The 21,261-nt window shown below is 42.2% G+C and carries 18 protein-coding genes; 9 read left to right on the forward strand and 9 right to left on the reverse strand.

Going from position 1 to position 21,261, the window contains the following annotated elements; genetic code table 11:
- Positions 1-32 precede the first annotated feature (32 nt).
- The 5 genes from ABUE30_RS02820 to rnd all read left to right on the forward strand — a co-directional run bounded on the left by ABUE30_RS02820 (position 33) and on the right by rnd (position 4,703).
- On the forward strand, positions 33-1,976 hold the full coding sequence (locus ABUE30_RS02820) for an ATP-dependent DNA helicase (protein WP_408622148.1): 1,944 nt from the start codon (positions 33-35) through the stop codon (positions 1,974-1,976).
- A complete protein-coding gene (tsaB, locus tag ABUE30_RS02825; protein ID WP_408622149.1) occupies positions 1,973-2,677 on the forward strand; it encodes a tRNA (adenosine(37)-N6)-threonylcarbamoyltransferase complex dimerization subunit type 1 TsaB in 705 nt (234 codons plus the stop codon). The genes ABUE30_RS02820 and tsaB overlap by 4 nt, the downstream gene beginning before the upstream one ends.
- A gap of 3 nt (positions 2,678-2,680) precedes the next feature.
- Entirely contained in the window at positions 2,681-2,944 is a 264-nt protein-coding gene (locus ABUE30_RS02830; protein ID WP_408622150.1) for a hypothetical protein, read from the forward strand.
- A complete protein-coding gene (locus ABUE30_RS02835) occupies positions 2,937-3,428 on the forward strand; it encodes a Slp family lipoprotein (protein WP_408622151.1) in 492 nt (163 codons plus the stop codon). Before ABUE30_RS02830 ends, ABUE30_RS02835 begins: the two co-directional genes overlap by 8 nt.
- A gap of 147 nt (positions 3,429-3,575) precedes the next feature.
- The gene (rnd, locus tag ABUE30_RS02840; RefSeq protein ID WP_408622152.1) at positions 3,576-4,703 is read left to right on the forward strand and encodes a ribonuclease D; all 1,128 of its coding nucleotides are present in this window, start codon (positions 3,576-3,578) and stop codon (positions 4,701-4,703) included.
- Positions 4,704-4,734: 31 nt separating this feature from the next.
- On the opposite strand, the gene minE is transcribed toward rnd, so the two are convergent.
- Genes minE through minC form a run of 3 tightly spaced genes read right to left on the reverse strand, consistent with a single transcriptional unit; the run spans position 4,735 to position 6,512 of the window.
- Complete coding sequence (gene minE / locus ABUE30_RS02845) at positions 4,735-5,007, reverse strand: cell division topological specificity factor MinE (protein ID WP_408622153.1); 273 nt, start codon at positions 5,005-5,007, stop codon at positions 4,735-4,737.
- Between the two features lie 5 nt (positions 5,008-5,012).
- Positions 5,013-5,825: a septum site-determining protein MinD gene (gene minD / locus ABUE30_RS02850; RefSeq protein ID WP_408622154.1), complete on the reverse strand. Its 813-nt coding sequence runs from the start codon at positions 5,823-5,825 to the stop codon at positions 5,013-5,015.
- Positions 5,826-5,840: 15 nt separating this feature from the next.
- Entirely contained in the window at positions 5,841-6,512 is a 672-nt protein-coding gene (gene minC / locus ABUE30_RS02855) for a septum site-determining protein MinC (protein WP_408622155.1), read from the reverse strand.
- Positions 6,513-6,628: 116 nt separating this feature from the next.
- On the opposite strand from minC, the gene ABUE30_RS02860 reads away from it, so the two are divergent.
- Genes ABUE30_RS02860 through ABUE30_RS02875 form a run of 4 tightly spaced genes read left to right on the forward strand, consistent with a single transcriptional unit; the run spans position 6,629 to position 8,996 of the window.
- Positions 6,629-6,910 (forward strand): YcgL domain-containing protein, encoded by a 282-nt coding sequence (locus ABUE30_RS02860; RefSeq protein WP_408622156.1) that lies wholly within the window; start codon positions 6,629-6,631, stop codon positions 6,908-6,910.
- Complete coding sequence (locus ABUE30_RS02865; RefSeq protein WP_408622157.1) at positions 6,900-7,871, forward strand: lytic murein transglycosylase; 972 nt, start codon at positions 6,900-6,902, stop codon at positions 7,869-7,871. Before ABUE30_RS02860 ends, ABUE30_RS02865 begins: the two co-directional genes overlap by 11 nt.
- Positions 7,872-7,873: 2 nt before the next feature.
- Entirely contained in the window at positions 7,874-8,542 is a 669-nt protein-coding gene (locus ABUE30_RS02870) for a fumarylacetoacetate hydrolase family protein (RefSeq protein WP_408622158.1), read from the forward strand.
- Positions 8,535-8,996, forward strand: a complete 462-nt coding sequence (locus tag ABUE30_RS02875; RefSeq protein ID WP_408622159.1) for a YcgN family cysteine cluster protein — start codon at positions 8,535-8,537, stop codon at positions 8,994-8,996. The genes ABUE30_RS02870 and ABUE30_RS02875 overlap by 8 nt, the downstream gene beginning before the upstream one ends.
- A gap of 310 nt (positions 8,997-9,306) precedes the next feature.
- Here the strand turns inward: ABUE30_RS02875 and dsbB are convergent, their stop codons facing one another.
- The 6 genes from dsbB to rne all read right to left on the reverse strand — a co-directional run bounded on the left by dsbB (position 9,307) and on the right by rne (position 20,873).
- Complete coding sequence (dsbB, locus tag ABUE30_RS02880) at positions 9,307-9,813, reverse strand: disulfide bond formation protein DsbB (protein ID WP_408622160.1); 507 nt, start codon at positions 9,811-9,813, stop codon at positions 9,307-9,309.
- Between the two features lie 61 nt (positions 9,814-9,874).
- The gene (nhaB, locus tag ABUE30_RS02885) at positions 9,875-11,458 is read right to left on the reverse strand and encodes a sodium/proton antiporter NhaB (RefSeq protein WP_408622161.1); all 1,584 of its coding nucleotides are present in this window, start codon (positions 11,456-11,458) and stop codon (positions 9,875-9,877) included.
- A 1,200-nt stretch (positions 11,459-12,658) separates the two neighbouring features.
- On the reverse strand, positions 12,659-14,155 hold the full coding sequence (locus ABUE30_RS02890) for a SpoVR family protein (protein ID WP_408622162.1): 1,497 nt from the start codon (positions 14,153-14,155) through the stop codon (positions 12,659-12,661).
- A gap of 10 nt (positions 14,156-14,165) precedes the next feature.
- Positions 14,166-15,434: a YeaH/YhbH family protein gene (locus ABUE30_RS02895; protein ID WP_408622163.1), complete on the reverse strand. Its 1,269-nt coding sequence runs from the start codon at positions 15,432-15,434 to the stop codon at positions 14,166-14,168.
- Positions 15,435-15,451: 17 nt separating this feature from the next.
- A complete protein-coding gene (locus tag ABUE30_RS02900) occupies positions 15,452-17,374 on the reverse strand; it encodes a PrkA family serine protein kinase (RefSeq protein ID WP_408622164.1) in 1,923 nt (640 codons plus the stop codon).
- A 532-nt stretch (positions 17,375-17,906) separates the two neighbouring features.
- Positions 17,907-20,873, reverse strand: coding sequence for a ribonuclease E (rne, locus tag ABUE30_RS02905; protein ID WP_408622165.1), 2,967 nt, complete (start codon positions 20,871-20,873; stop codon positions 17,907-17,909).
- Positions 20,874-21,261 lie beyond the last annotated feature (388 nt).

Here is a 21,261-nt window from a genome sequence, read left to right on the forward strand (position 1 = left end):
ATATCAACTTTCTGGTGATTTAGGCGGAAGGTTTGAAAAAAGATTACTTTGCTCCAGGCGGCTTATTAGCGCGAACAATCTCTGGATTTGCCCCGCGGGAGGCTCAACAACTGATGGCTGAGGCTGTCGCGAGCGTGTTGGAAAAATCAGGAATCTTGTTAGCTGAAGCGGGTACTGGAACGGGTAAGACATTCGCCTACTTGGTTCCCGCTTTACAGTCTGGTAAAAAAGTTGTCATCAGCACCGGTTCTAAGGCACTGCAAGATCAATTGTATCAAAAAGACTTGCCAACCATGGTGAAGGCCTTAGGCTACGCTCGGCCGATTGCGCTATTAAAAGGGCGTAACAATTATCTATGTATTGAGCGACTCAGTAGCTTCATGCAAGAAAGCCGTAGCATGGATAAACAGTTATTGGCCGATTTGGCGCGAGTTAAACAGTGGGCCGTCGGTAGTGATAGTGGGGATGTCTCTGAGTTGGGCCCGCTCGCCGAACGTGCTGAATTGCTGCCTCTGATTACCAGTACCAACGACAACTGCTTGGGACGTGAATGCCCTAGCTATAAAGAATGCCATCTAGTAAAAGCGCGGAACCGAGCAATGGAAGCGCAGATTATTGTGATCAATCATCATCTTTTTTTTGCGGATATGGCGATTAAAGAGACGGGATTCGGTGAATTACTCCCCGAAGTAGACGGGTATATTTTTGATGAAGCGCATCAAATCCCTGATATTGCTACACAGTATTTTGGTCAAACTTTTTCTAGTCGCATGATTAACGATCTCTGCAAAGATATTGATCTCCTTTATCGTACTGAGCTTAAAGATATGGCGCAGCTATCCAAAGCAGCTGGCAAACTGAAAATCTCAGCTCAAGATACTCGACTCGCCTTTGAAGGCGAGAAAGAGCGCGGCGATTGGCGTCCCTTGTTGAATAAGCCGAAATTTTCTCAGCAGCTCAACCGACTGACTCAAGATCTACAGTTTGTCTATGAGCTGTTAAAGCTCGCCTTATCCCGCTCTGAACTGGGCGACCATTTATTTGAACGTGTTGCCCAGTTGCAAGTATTACTCGAAAAGATGCTTCACACCGATGTCACCGGATTTAGTTACTGGTATGATACCTCCCGATTAAATTTTTCCTTAAACATTACCCCGCTGAATATTGCCGAGCGATTTCGTCGTGAGCTTGACGAGCGGGATGCCAGTTGGGTCTTTACCAGTGCAACACTGGCGGTCAATAAAGGCTTTGAGCATTTTATCGGTCAGTTAGGTGTTCATGGCGCAACTGAACTGATGCTCGATAGTCCATTTGATTTTGCCCATCAAGCGTTGCTGTGTGTTCCCCGCTATTTACCTGATCCCGGCCAATGGGGCAGTGAACAAGTGTTAGTGAAACAACTATTGCCGATTATTGAAGTTAATCGAGGTCGGTGTTTCTTTTTATGTACCAGTCATGCCATGATTCAGCGCTTGTCAGTGTTACTTAAGGAAAAAACAAACTTACCTGTTCTCACCCAAGGGGATGCCGCAAAAGGTGTACTCCTTGAGCAATTCATTCAGGCAGGGAATGCTATCTTGGTTGCCACTGGCTCGTTTTGGGAAGGTGTTGACGTTCGTGGACAAGCACTCTCGTGTGTCGTTATCGACAAATTACCCTTCGCCTCACCAGATGATCCCTTAATGCGAGCTAAAAGTGAAGATTGTCGACTCCGTGGCGGCGATCCATTTCAGCAAGTTTATCTTCCTCAAGCGGCGATCACCTTAAAACAAGGTGTAGGGCGGTTAATCCGTGATGTATCTGACAAAGGAGTCGTGATCATCTGTGATAATCGGTTAGTCAACCGCACCTATGGTCAGCTCTTTTTAAGTAGCTTGCCACCGATGCAACGCTGCCGTGACCTAAAGCAAGTTAAACAATTTATTCAACAAATGAATCAAGCGGAATCTCCCGCAATAAGCGATATTAATTCATGATTAATCAACCAGCTATGGCTAACTTATTAGCCCTTGATACAGCAACTGAAGCATGCTCTGTGGCATTACATTGGAACGGTGAAATTTTTCACCATTTTGAGCTATGTCCACGGGAACATACCCAAAAAATTCTGCCAATGATCGAACAGATCTTGGCTCAGGCAGGTGTAAGTTTAACCCAATTAGACGCCATTGCGTTTGGCCAAGGTCCCGGAAGCTTTACTGGTGTGCGTATTGGAGTTGCCGCAGCTCAAGGGCTCGGTTTCGGCGCTAATTTGCCCCTACTTGGCGTTTCTACTTTAGCGGCGATGGCACAGCAGGCGATTGAACAGTGCACACATAGCCATGTTATTGCCGCTATTGATGCTCGGATGGGCGAGATTTATCACGCGATTTATCGCAATGAGCAGGGCATTGCAACGCTACAAGGCAGTGAGCAAGTAACAGCTCCTGATCAATTGGAGTATCAGAGTGATTTAGTCGCCTGTGCTGTTGGGACTGGCTGGCAAAGCTATCCACAACAGTTACAAGAGCATTATCCAAAAGCCGAGCAATTAGATATTGCACTTCCGCGTGCATACGATATGCTTAAATTAGCAAATGTTGATTATCAGCAAGGTAGGGTACAAGATGCCGAATCTGCACAACCTGTCTATTTGCGCGATAAAGTCACCTGGAAAAAGTTACCCGGGAGAGAATAACCAGTGAATATTGGTGGTATCGGTCAAGCGCCATATCCTGTCAATCTGCCTAAAAAAAGCACTGACAAGGTTCGAAAGCGCCGTGATAAGTCGAAAAAGGGCAAAGGACGTCTGCAGTCAGTTGCCGATGAGTCATTGCTCGATTCAGTTTGTTATGACTTACCACCCAGTCATAGTCGAGGCGCGCTGCGAGCGTATCAAGAGATTTGTTTAATGGCACGCCGTGGCGATATCAATCTTATTTTTGGTGTCGATATTTATGCTTAAATGGCAAGTGACTGGATTAGCATTAACTATGCTAGTGTTGACAGGGTGTAGTAGTTTACCTAAATCGGTTCAGTTGGCGTCTAATCAACAAAATATTGCCTATCAGAAAGCTTTTTTGCCAACAGCATTGAAACACACGGTCCTTTGGCAAGGGCAAATTGCACAAATTACGAATACTGATCAAAAAACACGGTTGCAAATAGTTTATCAACAACTGGATTATCAAGGCAACGTGGTTAATGACAACAGTGCAGGGCGATTCGTTGCGATCATTCCACAGTTTTTAGATCCAATGATTTATCGTCCTGGTCGTTCTATCTCAGTGAAAGGCGTCATTGATAGACCTATGGGAATTAGTGTCGGACAATCGCATCAAAAAGTACCCGTTATTGAGGTCAAACAATTTTACTTATGGCCTATTGTCAAAGATAAGCCGCCAGAACATCCGTTCCGTGTTTTTGCCTCTGATTGTTTTTACCCGTAACTTTCTTTCTATTTATAGATCAAAAGGTATTGTCGAATTTTCATAAATGTTGACAGATCTTTTGAGTGCTTTACTGTTAAAATAGCGGCTCATCTTAAGACGTAATAAAAGGCGGTGAACACTCATCGCCCGAAAGATAGGCCATTTATGTGTTACCAAATGATTCAAACGCCTGAGCAACTTGATGCGGTTTGTGCGTGCCTTCGGCAAAATGAAACAACATTAATGCTAGATACTGAATTCGTCCGCACCCGAACTTTCTATGCCAACTTAGGCCTTTTACAAATTTTCGATGGCCATCAATGCTTCCTAGTCGATCCGCTACTTTGTGACTTAAACAATAGTGATTTTTGGTCATTGCTAACGCATCACCACTGGGTTTTACATGCATTTGGTGAAGATTTAGAAATTCTCAAACACCACGTGAGTCAGTTTGGTCTATCTATTTTTGATACCCAAATCGGCGCTGCTTTTTTAGGCCATGGCATTAGCATGGGCTACCAAGCACTGATTCAAGAAACTGCTGGCGTGTTACTTGATAAAGGTGAATCGCGTACAGACTGGCTAGCACGGCCACTTACCGCGCGACAACTAGATTATGCAGCCAAAGATGTCACCTATCTCTATCAGGCTTATCACACACTCATTGATACGTTAAAAACCCGTCACTTATATGACTTTGTGTTGGCTGAAAGTGCTCGTCTAGCAAAGCTACGCTGCCAAGAAAATGATCCACAAACCGCCTATTTGGACATCAAAAATGCCTGGCGCCTTACGCGCCAAGAGCTCGCTGTTTTACAAAAATTAGCGGCTTGGCGCCTTGAAACAGCAATCGCGAAAGATATGCCAGTTAATAATGTGGTACGCGAAGAAGCTCTTTGGCTCATGGCTAAAAATCAACCTGATCATAAAAATATGCTCAAAGAAACGGGAATTGCCCCCCAAGCATTTCGGATACATGGCGTGGCGTTATTGCGCTTGATCAAGGAAGCGAAAGAGCTTGAGTCTGCGAATTGGCCTGAAAAGATTAAACGTCTGATCGACTTTCCTCATTACAAACAAACGTTACAACAAATCCGTGAAGCGATTACTCTCGTAGAGGTACAAACAACGATTCCCGCCGACGTACTGGCACCCAAGCGATTGATCCATGAACTATTGAATTGGCATTGGCAACTCACAGATGAACAACGCGCTGATGAGCAAAACAAGCCGACTTTACTAAGCGGCTGGCGGTACTCTATTCTAGAGGCCTATTTACCTAAAATAGGATGAAGGCCTGCGTGATGCAGGCCAGATCATTGAGCTAGTCTTTCGGTTTAACTTCTTCAGATAACGTAATATTTAACTCCAAAACAGACAGGTCCTTCTCTCTGTTATCGAGAGATACTTGGATCTGCTCTGGGTCAATTTTTACATAACGCTGGATGACTAGTAGAATATCCTGTTTAAGTGCAGGTAAGTAATCAGGTCCTGAGCGCTCATTACGTTCATGGGCAACGATAATTTGTAATCGTTCCTTGGCTAGTTTCGCTGAGCTTGACTTGGGGCTACTGCGAAAGTAATCAATTAATGACATTATTTCTAACCTCCGAAGATCCGGCTAAATAGACCTTTTTTCTCTTCGTTTAAAAACCGCAGTTCTACAGGATTGCCTAATAAGCGCTCGACGGCATCTTGATAGGCTTGTCCTGCATCACTCTCTGTATCTAAAATTACCGGTTCACCTGAGTTAGACGCCTTCAAAACTGATTGAGACTCAGGAATAACACCAAGCAATGGAACCGCTAAAATATCATTGACATCGTCAACGCTTAACATATCACCTCTATTGACTCGTGATGGACTGTAACGGGTGAGTAAAAGATGCTCTTTGACCGGATCTAAGCCTTGCTCTGCTCGGCGGGATTTGCTCGATAGCATACCGAGAATACGATCTGAGTCGCGAACAGATGAGACTTCAGGGTTTGTTGTAACAATGGCCTCATCAGCAAAATACAGAGCTAATATCGCGCCAGCTTCAATCCCCGCGGGGGAGTCACAAAGAATATAATCAAATCCTTTTTCAGTGAGCTCATTGATCACCCGTTCCACCCCTTCACGCGTTAAAGCATCTTTATCGCGTGTTTGTGATGCAGGTAAAACATACAATGAATCGATCCGCTTGTCTTTAATCATAGCTTGATTTAATGTAGCTTCCCCATTGATTACATTAACAAAATCATAAACGACACGTCTTTCGCAACCCATAATGAGGTCAAGGTTTCGTAGTCCAATATCAAAATCGATAATAATAGTTTTGTAGCCTTTTACAGCAAGGCCGGTTCCAATGGCGGCGCTGGAAGTGGTTTTTCCAACGCCGCCTTTACCTGAAGTCACAACGATAACTTTGGTCATATGATTCCTTCAAATCTAATTGAGAGGCGCTATCTTTAATTGACGCGCTTCAAGTTCAATACTACATGCCTGCTGCCACATGGACTGCAGGCTTTCAGATAATTGGTAATGACCCGCTACAGATACCAGCTCCGCTTGCAAATTTTGGCAACAGATCACACTACCTGTTTGTCCATTTGCGCCAGCAATAGCACGACCACGCAGAGCACCATAAATATGAATACTGCCATCGGCAATGATCTCAGCACCATTACTGACACTGCCTATCACCACTAAATCACACTCTTTGGCGTAAACTTGCTGCCCCGAACGGACTTGACCACGAATGATCCGTGGAGGTTGGGCCATGTTCGGCTCTTCAATCGGTTTAGGCTCTACATCACGACCCGCGATCAAAACGGGAATCTTTGCATCTTGTGCTTGCGCTTTTTGTTCGCTATTTTGACATCCTGTAACCCCGACCATCACAAAACCAGTCTGTTTAATATGCGTTTTCAATGCAATAAAATCGAGTGGGTGTTCCACTTGACTAACATTGACAATAACGGGCGCTGTGGAAAAAAACTTCGGTGCCTGCGCCATTTTATGATTAAGCACGTCTTCGACATGTTTTAAATCATCATCAATAAGATGAATGACCGAAATAGTAAATGTTGTTCCTTTAATTTCGACTTCTGGACTCGCCATGTGTTTAACTTATCCTATTATTCTAGTCTCTTTTATTTCTGCATTGTTGGAATGCGACCTATTTTGCTATAGTTTGCCTATTTATTGATGATGAAACAACGGGAAGAGTATAAAACATGCTGTGTTACGTTTATAAAAGCTTAAAAAAAACTCAAACCTATCTTTATATAGCCAAACGTGACGATTTTAACGCCGTTCCTGAGCAATTATTAATGATGATAGGTAAACTACAATTATTTACTACAATTAATTTAGCCAAGCAACAGCTAGCAACGGCAAATACTGACAAAGTGATCGAATCATTGCATAAAGAAGGGTTTTATTTGCAACTTCCACCTCCACCTGAAAATGAGCTCGAAGCCTATAAAGCTCGTAAGGCCAATCACTGTGAAAATTAAACAGCTAGGCTGGTTGGTGCTTTTATCTAGCGCATCGATGATGGCACAAGCAAACGATTTCCAGCAATTTGTTCAGACATTGCGCCAACAAGCTTTAGCTAATGGATTTTCGCAAACCTTAGTTGATGAAGCTTTTAGTGATGTCAAATTACGCCCAAAAGTTATCCATAGTGATAAGAATCAACCAGAATTTCGTTTAACACTCGATACCTATTTACCAAGAGCACTCCCAGACTGGAAGGTCGCTAAAGCGCGGCAGTTATATAAAGAAAATTTACCTTTGCTCAAGAAGTTAGAAAAAAAATATGACGTTCAACCACGCTTTATCGTGGCGTTATGGGGAATAGAATCTAACTTTGGTGCACTCACTGGCCATTATGATGTGATGTCAGCGTTAACATCATTGGCATACAATGGGCGACGGCGCGATTTTTTTGAGCGTCAAATCACTGCTGCCTTGACGCTAATGCGCGATGACAAAATCAAACGGGAAACGCTGAAAGGCTCATGGGCAGGGGCTATGGGACAAGTTCAGTTTATGCCAGGAACCTATTTAGGCTATGCGGTTGATGAAGATGGTGACGGCCGGCGAGATATCTGGCACAGTGTTCCCGATGCGCTTGCGTCGGCGGCTAATTATCTACATCAGTTAGGTTGGCGTAGTGATATAACCTGGGGACGACAAGTTAAACTTCCAGTTCATTTTGACCTCAGTAGTGATGCGGTAAAGTCACCCAAATTACTCTCTGAATGGGAGGCGCTAGGTGTACGCCGTTACAATGGCGATGCACTCCCAACTCGTGCGATAAAAGCACGTTTAGTGATTCCTGATGATAAAAATGGACGTGTATATTTGGTCTATAAAGACTTTGATACGCTGCTAAAATGGAATCGTTCAAATTATTTTGCGGTTACGGTGGGTACGCTTGCTGACCGAATCCGCTTTCTTTCAATAAAATGATTATGAGCTATCAACACATTAATATAGAGGGTCATCCGATCCCATACTCGCTAGGCAAAATTGTTTGCGTCGGACAAAACTATGCTGATCATATCCAAGAAATGAACAGTCAAACCAGCTCACAAGCGGTATTTTTTATTAAACCGAGGACTGCTGCATGTCGTTTAAGCGATGACATCGTCCTCCCTAGCAATCAAGGAAGCTGTCACCATGAAATAGAGTTGGCATTATTAATCGGCCAACCACTTCACAGAGCGACTATCCAGAGCGCACAAGAATCGATTGTCGGCTATACACTAGCCATCGATTTAACGCTTCGAGATCTGCAAGCGCAGTTGAAGGCTCAAGGACATCCTTGGGAGAAAGCGAAAGGCTTTGATGGTGCAGCTCCATTAGGCCCATGGCTTCCTTATCAAGGCGAAAATCTTCAAGATATGATCTTAGAATTGCGTAAAAATGGGCAAATTGTACAGCATAGTTCAACAGAATTGATGCTCCGGGACTGTATCACTTTGCTTAGCGAAGCCAGTCAGTATTTTAGCTTTGAGCCAGGCGATGTGTTATTAACAGGGACGCCTTCAGGAGTGGGTCCTTTAGTGCATGGTGACCACTTACAACTTCAATTATCCGATAAATTATCAATTCAAACAAAGGTGCGCACACATGCTTAATGATCCTCTTTTTTGGCAAAATAAGTTGCTAGCGCAGATGAATGATGAAGAGTGGGAGGCACTTTGTGACGGATGTGGTAAGTGCTGTTTAGCCAAAGTAATTGATGATGACACCGATAAACTTTATTTCACTGATATAAGCTGTCAATTACTCAATCAAAAAAGCTGCCAATGCAGTGATTATCCGAATCGATTTACAAAAGTTGATGATTGCGTCAAGATAAGTTTGGCTCACCGAGAATCATTTCAATGGCTGCCGCCGAGCTGTGCTTATCGTCGTTTAGATGAAGGTCGAGGGCTTCCCATTTGGCATCCTTTACGCCATGGCGGTAAAAAATCGCAGATGCATAAGGTAGGAGCGTCCATTCGTGGTAAAACCATCAGTGAAACAGCGATCAATGGTGATCTACAAGATTTCATTGCATGGTGGCCGTTGGATGAATGTGAAGATTAATCACGTTAGCGTTTTTATACGGTTAGGGAGATATAGTAGCCGAATATAACTATCTATACTCACTGTCATAATACCAATCTTGGACATTCTTCAATGTGATGGTTGCAACTCGCTTGGTCGACAGAACTGTTCTGATGATAACGAAGATAGCGATACTCAGTTGATGAGGCATTTACCAATCAAAGCGACCCATACTTAGCCATGTGAGCCGAGTATTGGATAGAAAAATCGTGAGTCAATGGCGTATCGAAGTGCTAAAGAACTGCAAACTAAGATCCCAGCATGAATATTCAGCTGGGGTCTAGACCAATTAGCGGCGAAATTGGCTCACTAAAATCATCAAAGCCATAATAGTATAGATAGCAAAAGCAACTATTAACCACTGCGGCATACTCCAATTAAGCAGTTTCCACACGATCACTGCACAATCGCCATGCGGCTGAAACATCCACGGAAACCAATGATTCAGAGGCAGCCAACTGGGAAAATGAGGAAATGGGCTACAAATTGCAAATGGCGATGGGTGTAACTGTATTTGCACATGTTGCCATGCAAGCACTAATCCCCAACTGCTCGATGCTAGAAAACCCATGGTACTAATCAAGCGTGCTAAAAAGAGTGTAGGCCCAATGGCACCAACCAATCCTGCGAGAAGGACCCCTAGCATCGCCGTACGCTCATAGATGCACATAACACAAGGGACGAGCTGCTTGCCATATTGAAAATACAATGCAGCTAGTTCAAATACTAACGCACTAAATGATAGCAGTAGCCAAGGGCTTCGATGATAAGACCATTTTTTTAATAAGTTAAACACCCATCAATCCTCTTCAAAGAGATAAACAAAAGGACTAAGCCAGCCCTTTTGTTTACTAAACTTAATGTCCAATTGCTGCGGCAGCAGCCTTCGCTGCATGGTGGATCAGCAGACCATTATGATAAAACAGATCGGTCAGTGGTATCAGTAAATAATTTACACATAATAACCCCACAACAATCAGCACGATGGTATAAGGAAGAGCCATGAACACCATCCGACCATACGATAGCCGCAACAAAGGGGCAAGTGAGGAGGTTAATAAGAATAGAAAAGCGGCTTGACCATTAGGCGTTGCAACAGAAGGGAGGTTTGTTCCGGTATTAATCGCAACCGCTAGCATATCAAACTGATCACGAGTAATTTGACCATCCATCAATGCTGAGCGAACTTCATTGATATAGACCGTGCCAACGAAGACATTATCTGAAACCATCGATAAAACTCCATTCGCTAAGTAAAATGCCACAAGTTGTGCGTGACCTTCCTGTTCCAATACCCAATGAATAATGGGTTTGAACAGGTGTAAGTCAATGATGACTGCAACGATTGAGAAAAATATAGCCAGTAATGCGGTGAATGGCAGCGCCTCAGTAAAAGCTGCTCCAAGTTGATGCTCTTCATTAATTCCTGAAAATGTCGTGGCAAGAATAATGACAGATAGACCGACTAGACCAACGGCGGCAAGGTGTAACGCCAAAGCTACAATTAGCCATGCAGCAATCACAAGTTGGGCGCCAAGTCTCATTTTATCGCGTTTGGTTCGACGTTTATCGGCATAGGTTTCATAATCTTCCATCACGATGCGTACGCGATCAGGTAATAGACCACCATAACCAAACCAACCTGTTTTTTCTAAAATAACACACATGACTAACCCTAAAATAAGAACAGGGATAGAAACTGGAGCCATTCGAATAAAAAATTCGGCGAAGTGCCAACCTGCCTGCTCGGCAATAATTAAATTTTGGGGTTCACCGACCATTGTGCAAACGCCACCTAAGGCAGTTCCCACTGAAGCATGCATCAATAGACTACGTAAAAAGGCCCGGAATCCTTCGAGATCTTGATGGGTTAATTCTCCCCTGAGTTGATCATCTTGAGTATGATCATGTTCAAGATGAAAATCTTTACCTGAAGCGACTTTATGATAAATGGCATAAAAACCAACAGCGACACTGATCACAACAGCGATCACGGTTAAGGCATCAAGAAACGCGGATAAAAATGCAGAAGTTCCGCAAAAAGCTAACGATAGGGCGACTTTGCTACGAATATGGGTAAGCATCTTCGTAAACACAAATAGCAACAGCTCTTTCATGAAGAAGATGCCAGCAACCATGAAGATCAAAAGCAAGATTACTTCAAAATTAGCGATTAACTCATGCTTAACGGTTTCTGTTGATGTCATTCCTATAGCAATAGCTTCAATGGCCAACAACCCGCCTGGCTGCAACGGGTAACACTTCAGCGCCATTGCGAGTGTGAATATGAACTCAATCACCAAAATCCAGCCAGAAACAAATGGGTCCACAGCAAAGAGAATAGGATTGATGACTAGGAACGTAAGAATTGTTTGTTTGTACCACCTTGGAGAGCTTCCAAGGAAGTTCTTGGCGAGGGCGTTCAGAAACGTATCGTTCATCATGATTACTTTTACTTCCTTTGGGGTAATTTATCCATAAATTATGACATCGAATTAAGTGATCTCAACTAAGATAACGATGGGCATTGACGCTCATCGTTGCTAAGCCGTATCGCGTCAACTATCGCAAGCTGTTTGATCGCAGACGAGTGTATATAATAGATTACCTGATAATACAGGAAACCTAAATAATCTCTCTAGAAGTCCAGACTGTTACAGTAATTGATAAGTCATCAGCTTGCCATTCTAAATTAAAAAAGGGGTTCAAAAAAACCAATAACTATGGATATGATCGATAAATCATCCCAAACATTGATAAATATTAAATTTTCATCGATTTTGCCACAGCTATCTATCATTTCAAGAAGATAATATCAATATATCCACATCAAAATCGCATAAAAAATGAGCTTAAACTTTAACTTATAGAGCGTAATCACTACATTGTTTATCAAATCGATCAAATACAGTAAAAGTGCTGTTCGTCCGAAGATCTATAGGTTCCAACAAAATACATATTATCCAAAAAAGCGACATTAGTGTTTAATTGGGCAACGAATCGAATACTGGCTCGTGATGTCTTTATCCTGTTGCCAGTTAGCGTTTTCTGGTAGGCGAGGAGTCAGGGCATTCAATAAATCATGAAGTGCTCCTTGTTGCACTCACCTATTGGCGATTCTCTGATATAGCTATTCTTCATTCAAAACATTGAAGGCTTGAGTATCAAATAGAGCAATTCGATTCAACCATTCAATAGAATAATTCTCTGTTGGCTTATCGAATGAACGCTGCTCAATAGCGTCGATTCTACCTATTTGTTTTATTGCTCGGTTTTTAACTTCAACTGAGCGTATCGAATGCAACCATCAGAACCATTTAAGCCCGATGTGCTCTTTCATGATCAAAGTCATCGATGCCATTAAAACGTTGTAAATACCATCAATAAGGCAAAACGCACTTAAAAAGTGTCAGCCCAACCACCGCTCATTCAACCAAAAAAGTACGTTTGGAGGATGAAAGGGCATATTGATAACCACAAGGCTCATTCCATTGGGAAAACACAACTATAATAGTTATTTAAGTGATGACACGCCTTTATCTGAAAAGACTGCCTAAGATGTAGATACTAAAAAAACAGTGACGTATCTACATCCTCAACATTCAAATGACCGCGATGAATAATCCTACACTTTTAAATTGTTACGCTGGCGGGCATATGGCTAATGACTCAACCAAACCTGAGTCCATAACTTGTTCAATTCGAACATCGAATCCCCAGAGCCGATGGAGGTGCTTTAATACCTCATCCAAATTACCGGCCAAAGGAATATGATTATGCGGAATATAGCGCAAGGTTAGGGCACGATCACCGCGTACATTCACATTGTATACTTGAATATTAGGGTCAATATTCGACAGATTATATTGATTTGATAGGGCTTGACGAACGGCTAAATAACCCGCCTCATTATGGATAGAACTTACTTCCAAATACGGTAAATTTTGGTGATCAGCTAAGTTAAACAGTTTAAAATCGCGAATCAATTTTGGAGAGAGAAATTGGCTTATAAAGCTCTCATCCTTGAAATTTTCCATAGCAAAATGCAATGTTTCTAACCAATCACTACCTGCAATTTCAGGGAACCAGTGTTTGTCCTCTTCGGTAGGTGCTTCACAAATACGCCGAATATCCGTCATCATGGCAAATCCTAAAGCGTACGGATTTATTCCACTAAAGTAGGGGCTGTTATAGGATGGCTGAGCGACAACATTAGTATGACTGTGCAAAAACTCAAGCATAAATCGATCAGTCAAATAGCCCTGATCATACATATCATTTAAAATAGTATAATGCCAAAATGTTGCCCAACCTTCGTTCATAACTTGCGTCTGTCGCTGGGGGTAAAAATATTGGCTAATTTTGCGTACAATTCGAATGACTTCCCGTTGCCAGTTTTCCAGTAATGGCGCTCTTTTTTCCAAAAAATAGAGAATATTTTCTTGTGGTTCATCGGGAAAACGAATTTGTTGCTGAAAATTTTCATTTTCTGTTTTTGGGACTGTCCGCCATAGTTCATTGACTTGGGCCTGAAGATATTCTTGACGCGATTTTTGTCTAGCTTGTTCTTCAGCTAAAGAGATCGGCGCCGGTCGTTTATAGCGGTCTACACCGTGATTCATTAACGCATGACAAGAATCAAGTATGTCTTCGACAGCAGTCACTCCATAGCGTTTTTCACATTCAGTGATATAATTTTTTGCAAACAAGAGATAATCAACAATTGAACTTGCATCGGTCCATGTCTTAAATAGATAATTATTTTTAAAAAATGAGTTATGACCATAGCTAGCATGAGCCATCACTAGCGCTTGCATCGGCATCGTATTCTCTTCCATCAGATAAGCAATGCAAGGACTTGAGTTAATAACAATTTCATAGGCCAAACCCATTTGACCTCGTTTATAATTTTGTTCGGTTTGAATGAATTTTTTCCCGAATGACCAGTGATTATACCCAATTGGCATTCCGACACTCGAATAAGCATCCATCATCTGTTCAGCAGTAATAATCTCAATTTGATTGGGATAGGTAGAGAGCTTGAACTTCGTAGCAGTCGCAGCGATTATTTCATGATACTGCTCGATAAGCGGAAAGGTCCAATCTGGTCCATCATCAAGATGTTTGCTAGTGCTCATACCATCTCCCTTATGCCATTTCTTTTTTGAAAAATTCTCGAAAAATCGGCAGGATATCCTCAGGTTTACGAATATGCTGCAGGGCAAAATTTTCATGTTGCTGAGCCAATAATTCGTACTCCCGCCAAAGCGATTGATGGGCTCTAGCGGTAATTTCAATGTAAAAGAAATTGCGAATAAACGGCAATAGATCGCGGTCAAGTAAAGCTCGGCAGGTAGGGGAATCATCAGCCCAATTATCTCCATCGGACGCTTGAGCAGCATAAATATTCCATTGCGCTTCAGGATAACGGGCATTAATAATTTCTTTCATGAGTTTCAATGCACTTGATACAATTGTACCGCCAGTTTCCTGTGAGTAAAAAAACTCTTTCTCATCAACTTCTTTCGCTTGGGTATGGTGACGAATAAACACAATTTCTATTCGTTCATAATTGCGTGTAAGGAACAGATACAACAATAGATAAAATCGTTTGGCGATATCTTTTGTTGCTTGATCCATAGAGCCTGATACATCCATCAAGCAAAACATAACAGCTTGTGAATTTGGAATAGGTTGCTTTTGGAACGCATTGTATTTGAGATCAAATGTATCAATAAATGGTACTCTGTCGATACGTCGTTGTAGTTCGTCAATCTCTTGTTCCAAAATCAAAATATCTGCTTGATTGCTTTGCGGTACTTTTTTCAATTCACACAATTGTGCCTGCAACTCGCGCAGCTGCCGTTTTTTACTCGCAGTCATAGCCGTTCGTCGTAACAACGAATTTTGTAACGATCGTACAATATTAATATTTGCTGGAACACCTTCATTGGTAAAACCTGCTCGAACAGTTCGAAAATCCACCATCCGATCAGTACTATTTTCCTGAAGATTAGGTAACTCTAAATCATCAAATAGGATGTCTAGATACTCATCTTTGGATATATCAAAACGAAACTCGTCAGATCCCTCGCCACTATCGCTGGCATCTGCGTCACCAGAACCGCCTCGACCACTGCCTTGAGGTCTCTCAATGCGATCCCCCTGTGAAAATTGGTCATTACCGGGTAGAACACGTGTCCGATCCCCCCCTTCACCTTGATGAAAAAATGGCTCGGTGATATCTCGTGATGGAATTGTAATCTTCTCGCTAGAATCCAAATCTTGGATGCTACGTTGATTGACGGCTTCGGTGACTGCTTTTTTTATCTGTTGCTTATAACGCCTTATAAAGCGCTGCCGATTGACAGTGCTTTTATTTTTCCCATTTAAACGTCGGTCAATAAGATGCGCCATACAAAAACCTCCGATGGCTAAGATGATTTACGAACACGTAAGTACCATTCGGAAAGAAGCCTTACCTGTTTGCGGGTATAGCCTTTTTCCATCATACGATCGACAAAGTCATCATGTTTACGTTGATCATCCGCTGACGTTTTAGTATTAAATGAGATAACTGGCAGAAGATCTTCAGTATTAGAGAACATTTTTTTCTCTATAACCGTGCGTAACTTCTCGTAACTAGTCCAAGTCGGGTTTTTACCTTCATTGTTAGCGCGAGCTCGTAAGACAAAGTTCACAATTTCATTACGGAAGTCTTTAGGATTGCTTATCCCCGCTGGTTTCTCGATTTTTTCAAGCTCTGCATTGAGCGCGGAACGGTCAAATAGCTGCCCTGTATCAGGGTCTCTAAATTCCTGATCTTGAATCCAAAAATCAGCATAAGTGACGTATCGGTCAAAAATATTTTGACCGTACTCAGAATATGATTCGAGATAAGCAGTTTGAATCTCTTTACCAATAAACTCGATATAGGTTGTAACTAAATAGCCTTTCAGGTGCTCAATATAGCGATCGGCGAGTTCTTGTGGGAACTGTTCACGCTCTATCTGTTTTTCTAACACATAAAATAAATGAACAGGATTCGCTGCAACCTCTACTGCATCAAAATTAAATACTCGCGAGAGAATTTTAAATGCAAAACGAGTCGATAACCCGGCCATCCCTTCATCAACACCTGCAAAGTCGCGATATTCCTGATATGACTTAGCTTTCGGATCGGTATCTTTGAGGCTCTCACCGTCATAAACCCTCATTTTTGAATAGATAGAAGAATTCTCTGGATTTTGCAACCTTGATAAAACTGAAAATTCAGCTAACAGCTTCAATGTACTTGGAGCACAATTAGCATGGTTTAATTCACTGTTATCAAGTAATTTTTGATAGATTTTAACTTCTTCAGAAATACGCAAACAATAGGGGACTTTTACTATATAAACACGATCCAAAAATGCTTCATTATTTTTATTATTACGAAATGCCTGCCATTCTGATTCATTCGAGTGAGCTAGAATAATCCCAGAAAATGGTAATGCAGACAGCCCCTCAGTTCCATTATAATTTCCTTCTTGAGTCGCGGTTAATAAAGGATGTAGCACTTTAATGGGGGCCTTAAACATCTCAACAAATTCCATTAAGCCTTGGTTCGCACGGCATAAAGCACCTGAATAACTGTAAGCATCGGCATCATTTTGTGCAAAATGCTCAAGCTGGCGAATATCAACTTTACCAACGAGTGACGAAATGTCTTGGTTATTTTCATCACCAGGCTCTGTTTTTGCGATCCCAATTTGATCAAGAATGGAAGGATAGACTTTGAGCACTTTAAACTGAGTAATATCTCCGCCATATTCATGCAATCGTTTTGCGGCCCATGGCGACATAATCGTGCGTAAATATCGTTTTGGAATACCATATTCTTTAAGTAAAATATCACCATCTTCTGCAACATCAAATAGTGAAAATGGATGATCGTTAACAGGCGATCCCTTAATAATATAAATGGGCATTTTTTGCATCAAACTTTTCAATTTTTCAGCAAGAGATGATTTACCGCCCCCAACAGGACCTAATAGATATAATATTTGTTTTTGTTCTTCTAATCCTTGCGAGGAATGCTTCAGATAAGCAACTATTTGCTCAATGCTATCCTCCATACCATAAAATTCTTTAAAAGCCGGATAACGAGCGACGACTCGGTTAGAGAAAAGTCGGCTCAGACGTGAATCCTTAGATGTATCAATGTATTCGGGTTCACCAATCGCCATAAGGAGTCGCTCTGCTGCAGAGGCATAAGCACTCGAGTCTTTTTTACATAATTGTAAGTATTCTTCCAGAGATAGCTCTTCATAGCGAGCTTCTTCATACCGCTGCAGATAATGATTGAATATGCTCATTGCCTTCTCCCCCTAATCGTTCCTACCCAGAATAGATAGACTAACGACCGAAATTGTTATGTTATTACTTAAGATTAGACCAATAATTGAATAACCCAATAAAACATAAAAGAAAATTTACTAGTGGCTGATTCATCTGAGATATTCAAGATTGCATCAACTCACCTCTATTCAGTCTTTAATTGACTCAATCGTTTGTCAAAGCCTTTTAGCAGATGATATTGATCAAAAATCAAGCATCAATCGTGCCGAATAATCAAAAGTGGGTAATTAGAGAGAAAACTGCTACTTCTATCTATAGCTTAACTAGAAAGGTAACTTACTGATTTATTTTATATAATAAAAATATAAAAGAGAGTTATGGGTGGTTTGAGTAAAAATTCATTTTTGATGTGAAAAATAAAATAAACGTTTTTTATAACTAAAAAAACTAATAGTTAAAAAATTATACTATCGATCAATACATAAAAGGGTTTGCCATTTCAGCAAACCCTTTTTCTAGTTTAATGTGTCAAAATTGCACCAGCTATGATCAGCTTGGCTTCTTCATTGGTGCATTAACTGAATGTGACGCACCATTTACGCCAGCCTGACGACCGCTATGCTGTAATTGCAAACGCTCATAAGGTTGTACCTCAACAGTTCGCTCACTTGGTGCAACTGGCGAAGGTTTGGTCATCGGTGCATGCGCAAACCCTTTCGCCTGAGCAAAAACACCTGCAATAGGATTGACAGAGGGCTCAATCTTAATGGCCGCGGCTTCATCTGCAGTTAAAACAAGCGCAGATTCTACCGCATGTTCAACGCGTGGCTCTATCACCACTTCCGACTGCTGTGTGTCAATTTGTGATGATGGCTCAATGATCGCCTCTGGCTGAGTTGACGCAACCTGTTCTGATGGCGATTCTCTGACGACATTCGGCTGATCCATCTGATTTTCTGATGGAGCCTGTGATGTCGTCTCTGGAGTTGCCTGCTGCTCTACTGCTGAATCAGCTTTTACCTCTGAGGGTTCATCATGACTATTTTGATCATTTGACTCTGCCATTTCATCATTGCTTAAAGACGCTTTTTCCAGATCACTAAAGCGCTTACGATCACCGGCGTATGGTGATTGACTCGAACGACGACGACGACGTTTTGGCTTCGCCGAGGTTTGTTCAGTATCAGTAGTCGATGACTGATTTTCTTGCGCAATTTCCGGTTTTTGCTCAGCCGCTTCCACTTCTAGGTTGCTTGGCTCAGTGCCTGCATCATTGACAGCCATTGTTGTTTCATCAGCGGTGGCAGTTGCTTGAATCGATGACGGCTCATTAGTCACCCCAGTATTCTCTACACGAGATGAAGACGCATAGCTCTGTTCATTACTATTTGATATTGGCGCTACCGTATCACTAACTGCTTCTTGCAAGCGTATTTTTCGATACAATCGACGCTGCTGGCGACGCAGTTTAGGTGGCTCTTCTTTGTGCTGAACGACAGCTTCCTGATTCTGATCACTTTCCTGCAATTGGTCGTCGACTGGAGGTTGTGACTTATTTGTATCACTCCCACGTTTAACCGGGGCCTGTTTTTGACTAGGCTTCGATTGTTTCTCCTCTTTTGGAGTCGACGCTGAAGTAATGTCAGTGTTGGCCACATTCTGAGGTTTTTTATCATCGCTACGTTGTCTCGAGCGATTTTGCCGACGACTACGGTTCTCACGAGTTTTGCGAGTTTGTTCAGGCCGTGATGATTCCGATGACTTATTGGATGCAGATTCCTCAGTCGTCTCCTTTGGAGCGTCCTTTGGAGCGTCCTTAGGGGTGACTGGCGCTGGACTAAACAGCTTATTCATCAATCGACTAAACCAAGACTCAGCCTTTTGGACAACAGCAACTGTTTGATTCACAACAGGAGCAGGTTCTATGGGCGAAAAACCTTTCAACAGCGGCTGCTCAGAAGCTTTTTGCTGAATATTAACTTGAGGTTGATATACAGGCGAAGGCTGGGCGGTCACAAGACTGTAGCTAGCTTCTTCTGTTTGTTCGCCAGGACGTACTCGGTTCACTTCGTAGTGGGGGGTGTCCATATGTTGGTTAGGAATCACGACAACTCGAACCTGATGGCGTTTTTCAAGCTTGTTGACTGCTACACGTTTTTCATTTAGTAGATATGCCGCAACTGAAACAGGCACTTCTGCACGAACCTCGGGCGTATTCTCTTTTAGAGCTTCTTCTTCAACAAGACGCAAAATTGATAGCGCTAGCGATTCAGTATCACGAATAGTGCCTTGGCCATTACAACGCGGACAAATATGAGTGGACGATTCTACTAATGATGGCCGCAGTCGTTGACGAGACATTTCTAACAAACCAAACCGAGAAATGCGTCCAATCTGTACGCGCGCACGATCTTGGCGAACCGCTTCGCGGAAACGATTTTCGACTTCTCGTTGGTTTTTAACCGGTGTCATATCGATAAAATCGATGACAACCAAACCGCCTAAATCACGTAACCGTAACTGCCGCGCAACTTCATCAGCAGCTTCCAAGTTAGTTTGCAGCGCAGTTTCTTCGATATCCCCCCCTTTTGTTGCACGAGCGGAGTTAATATCAATAGACGTTAACGCTTCTGTTGGATCAATAACAATGCTTCCGCCAGAAGGTAAGCGAACCTCACGCTGGAAAGCCGACTCGATCTGGGATTCGATCTGGTAATGATTAAATAGAGGAACTTCGCCATCATAACGTTTTACACGGCTAACAAAATCAGGACGAACTAACGAAATATGCTGTTTAGCTTCTTCAAAAATGATGCGATTATCAATTAAAATTTCACCTACATCGCGGCGCAAGTAATCACGGATAGCCCGCACAATCACATTGCTTTCTTGATGGATCAAAACAGGAGCTGATTGCGAGTCAGCTGCATCTTTAATCGCTTTCCAATGGTTAAGGAGTACTTTTAAATCCCATTCGAGTTCCTCAGCTGATTTACCCACGCCTGCCGTGCGCACAATCAGTCCCATTCCTTTAGGCAATTCTAGACTGCCCAACGCTTCTTTTAACTCAGTTCTATCGTCACCTTCGATACGACGGGAAATCCCTCCAGCACGCGGATTATTTGGCATTAAAACCAGATAGCTTCCAGCTAAACTGATAAAAGTTGTTAAAGCCGCACCTTTGTTACCACGTTCTTCTTTGTCAATCTGAACAATAACTTCTTGGCCTTCTTTGACCACATCTTTTATCGATGGCCGACCTTTGTATACATAACCAGACGGGAAATAATCGCGAGCTATCTCTTTGATGGGTAAAAAACCATGGCGTTCCGCACCATAGTCGACGAAAGCAGCTTCAAGACTAGGCTCAACTCGAGTAATTTTACCTTTATATATATTTGCTTTCTTTTGTTCATGGCCTGGGCTTTCGATATCTAAATCGTACAGCTTCTGACCATCTACGAGAGCCACGCGCATTTCTTCGAGTTGCATGGCGTTAATTAACATTCTTTTCATTCATTCTGCCTTGGTTTTAACCAAGCAGACCTTTCAACCTGCCTTATAACGGCTAGGCCCTGTGTTTTTTTTGCAAAGCAAGGAACCTCACGGTTGTAACTTCGTCATTTTAGGGCGCATGGGTGACGCGTTGTAATTACCTGGCCGCAACTATTTTATTTCTTCATTTTTATTGCGTGCAACCTGGCGTAAAATCTACTCGCTCTTTTGCGTTTTAAGGCAGCTTTTCGTTGCCTACTCGGTTGTTTTAAATTTTGTTATCATGACACACCGCGAGGCTATAGTGACTATTGAATATACAGCGCTACTCGGCGGATTGAGCGTAACACATCAAAAATTCAAAAACTGATGTGTTTAACGGATTAAATATAGCAAAGCTATATTTTCG

Origin of the sequence: Celerinatantimonas yamalensis (assembly GCF_046054155.1) — a bacterium.
Taxonomy (GTDB): Bacteria; Pseudomonadota; Gammaproteobacteria; order Enterobacterales; family Celerinatantimonadaceae; genus Celerinatantimonas; species Celerinatantimonas yamalensis.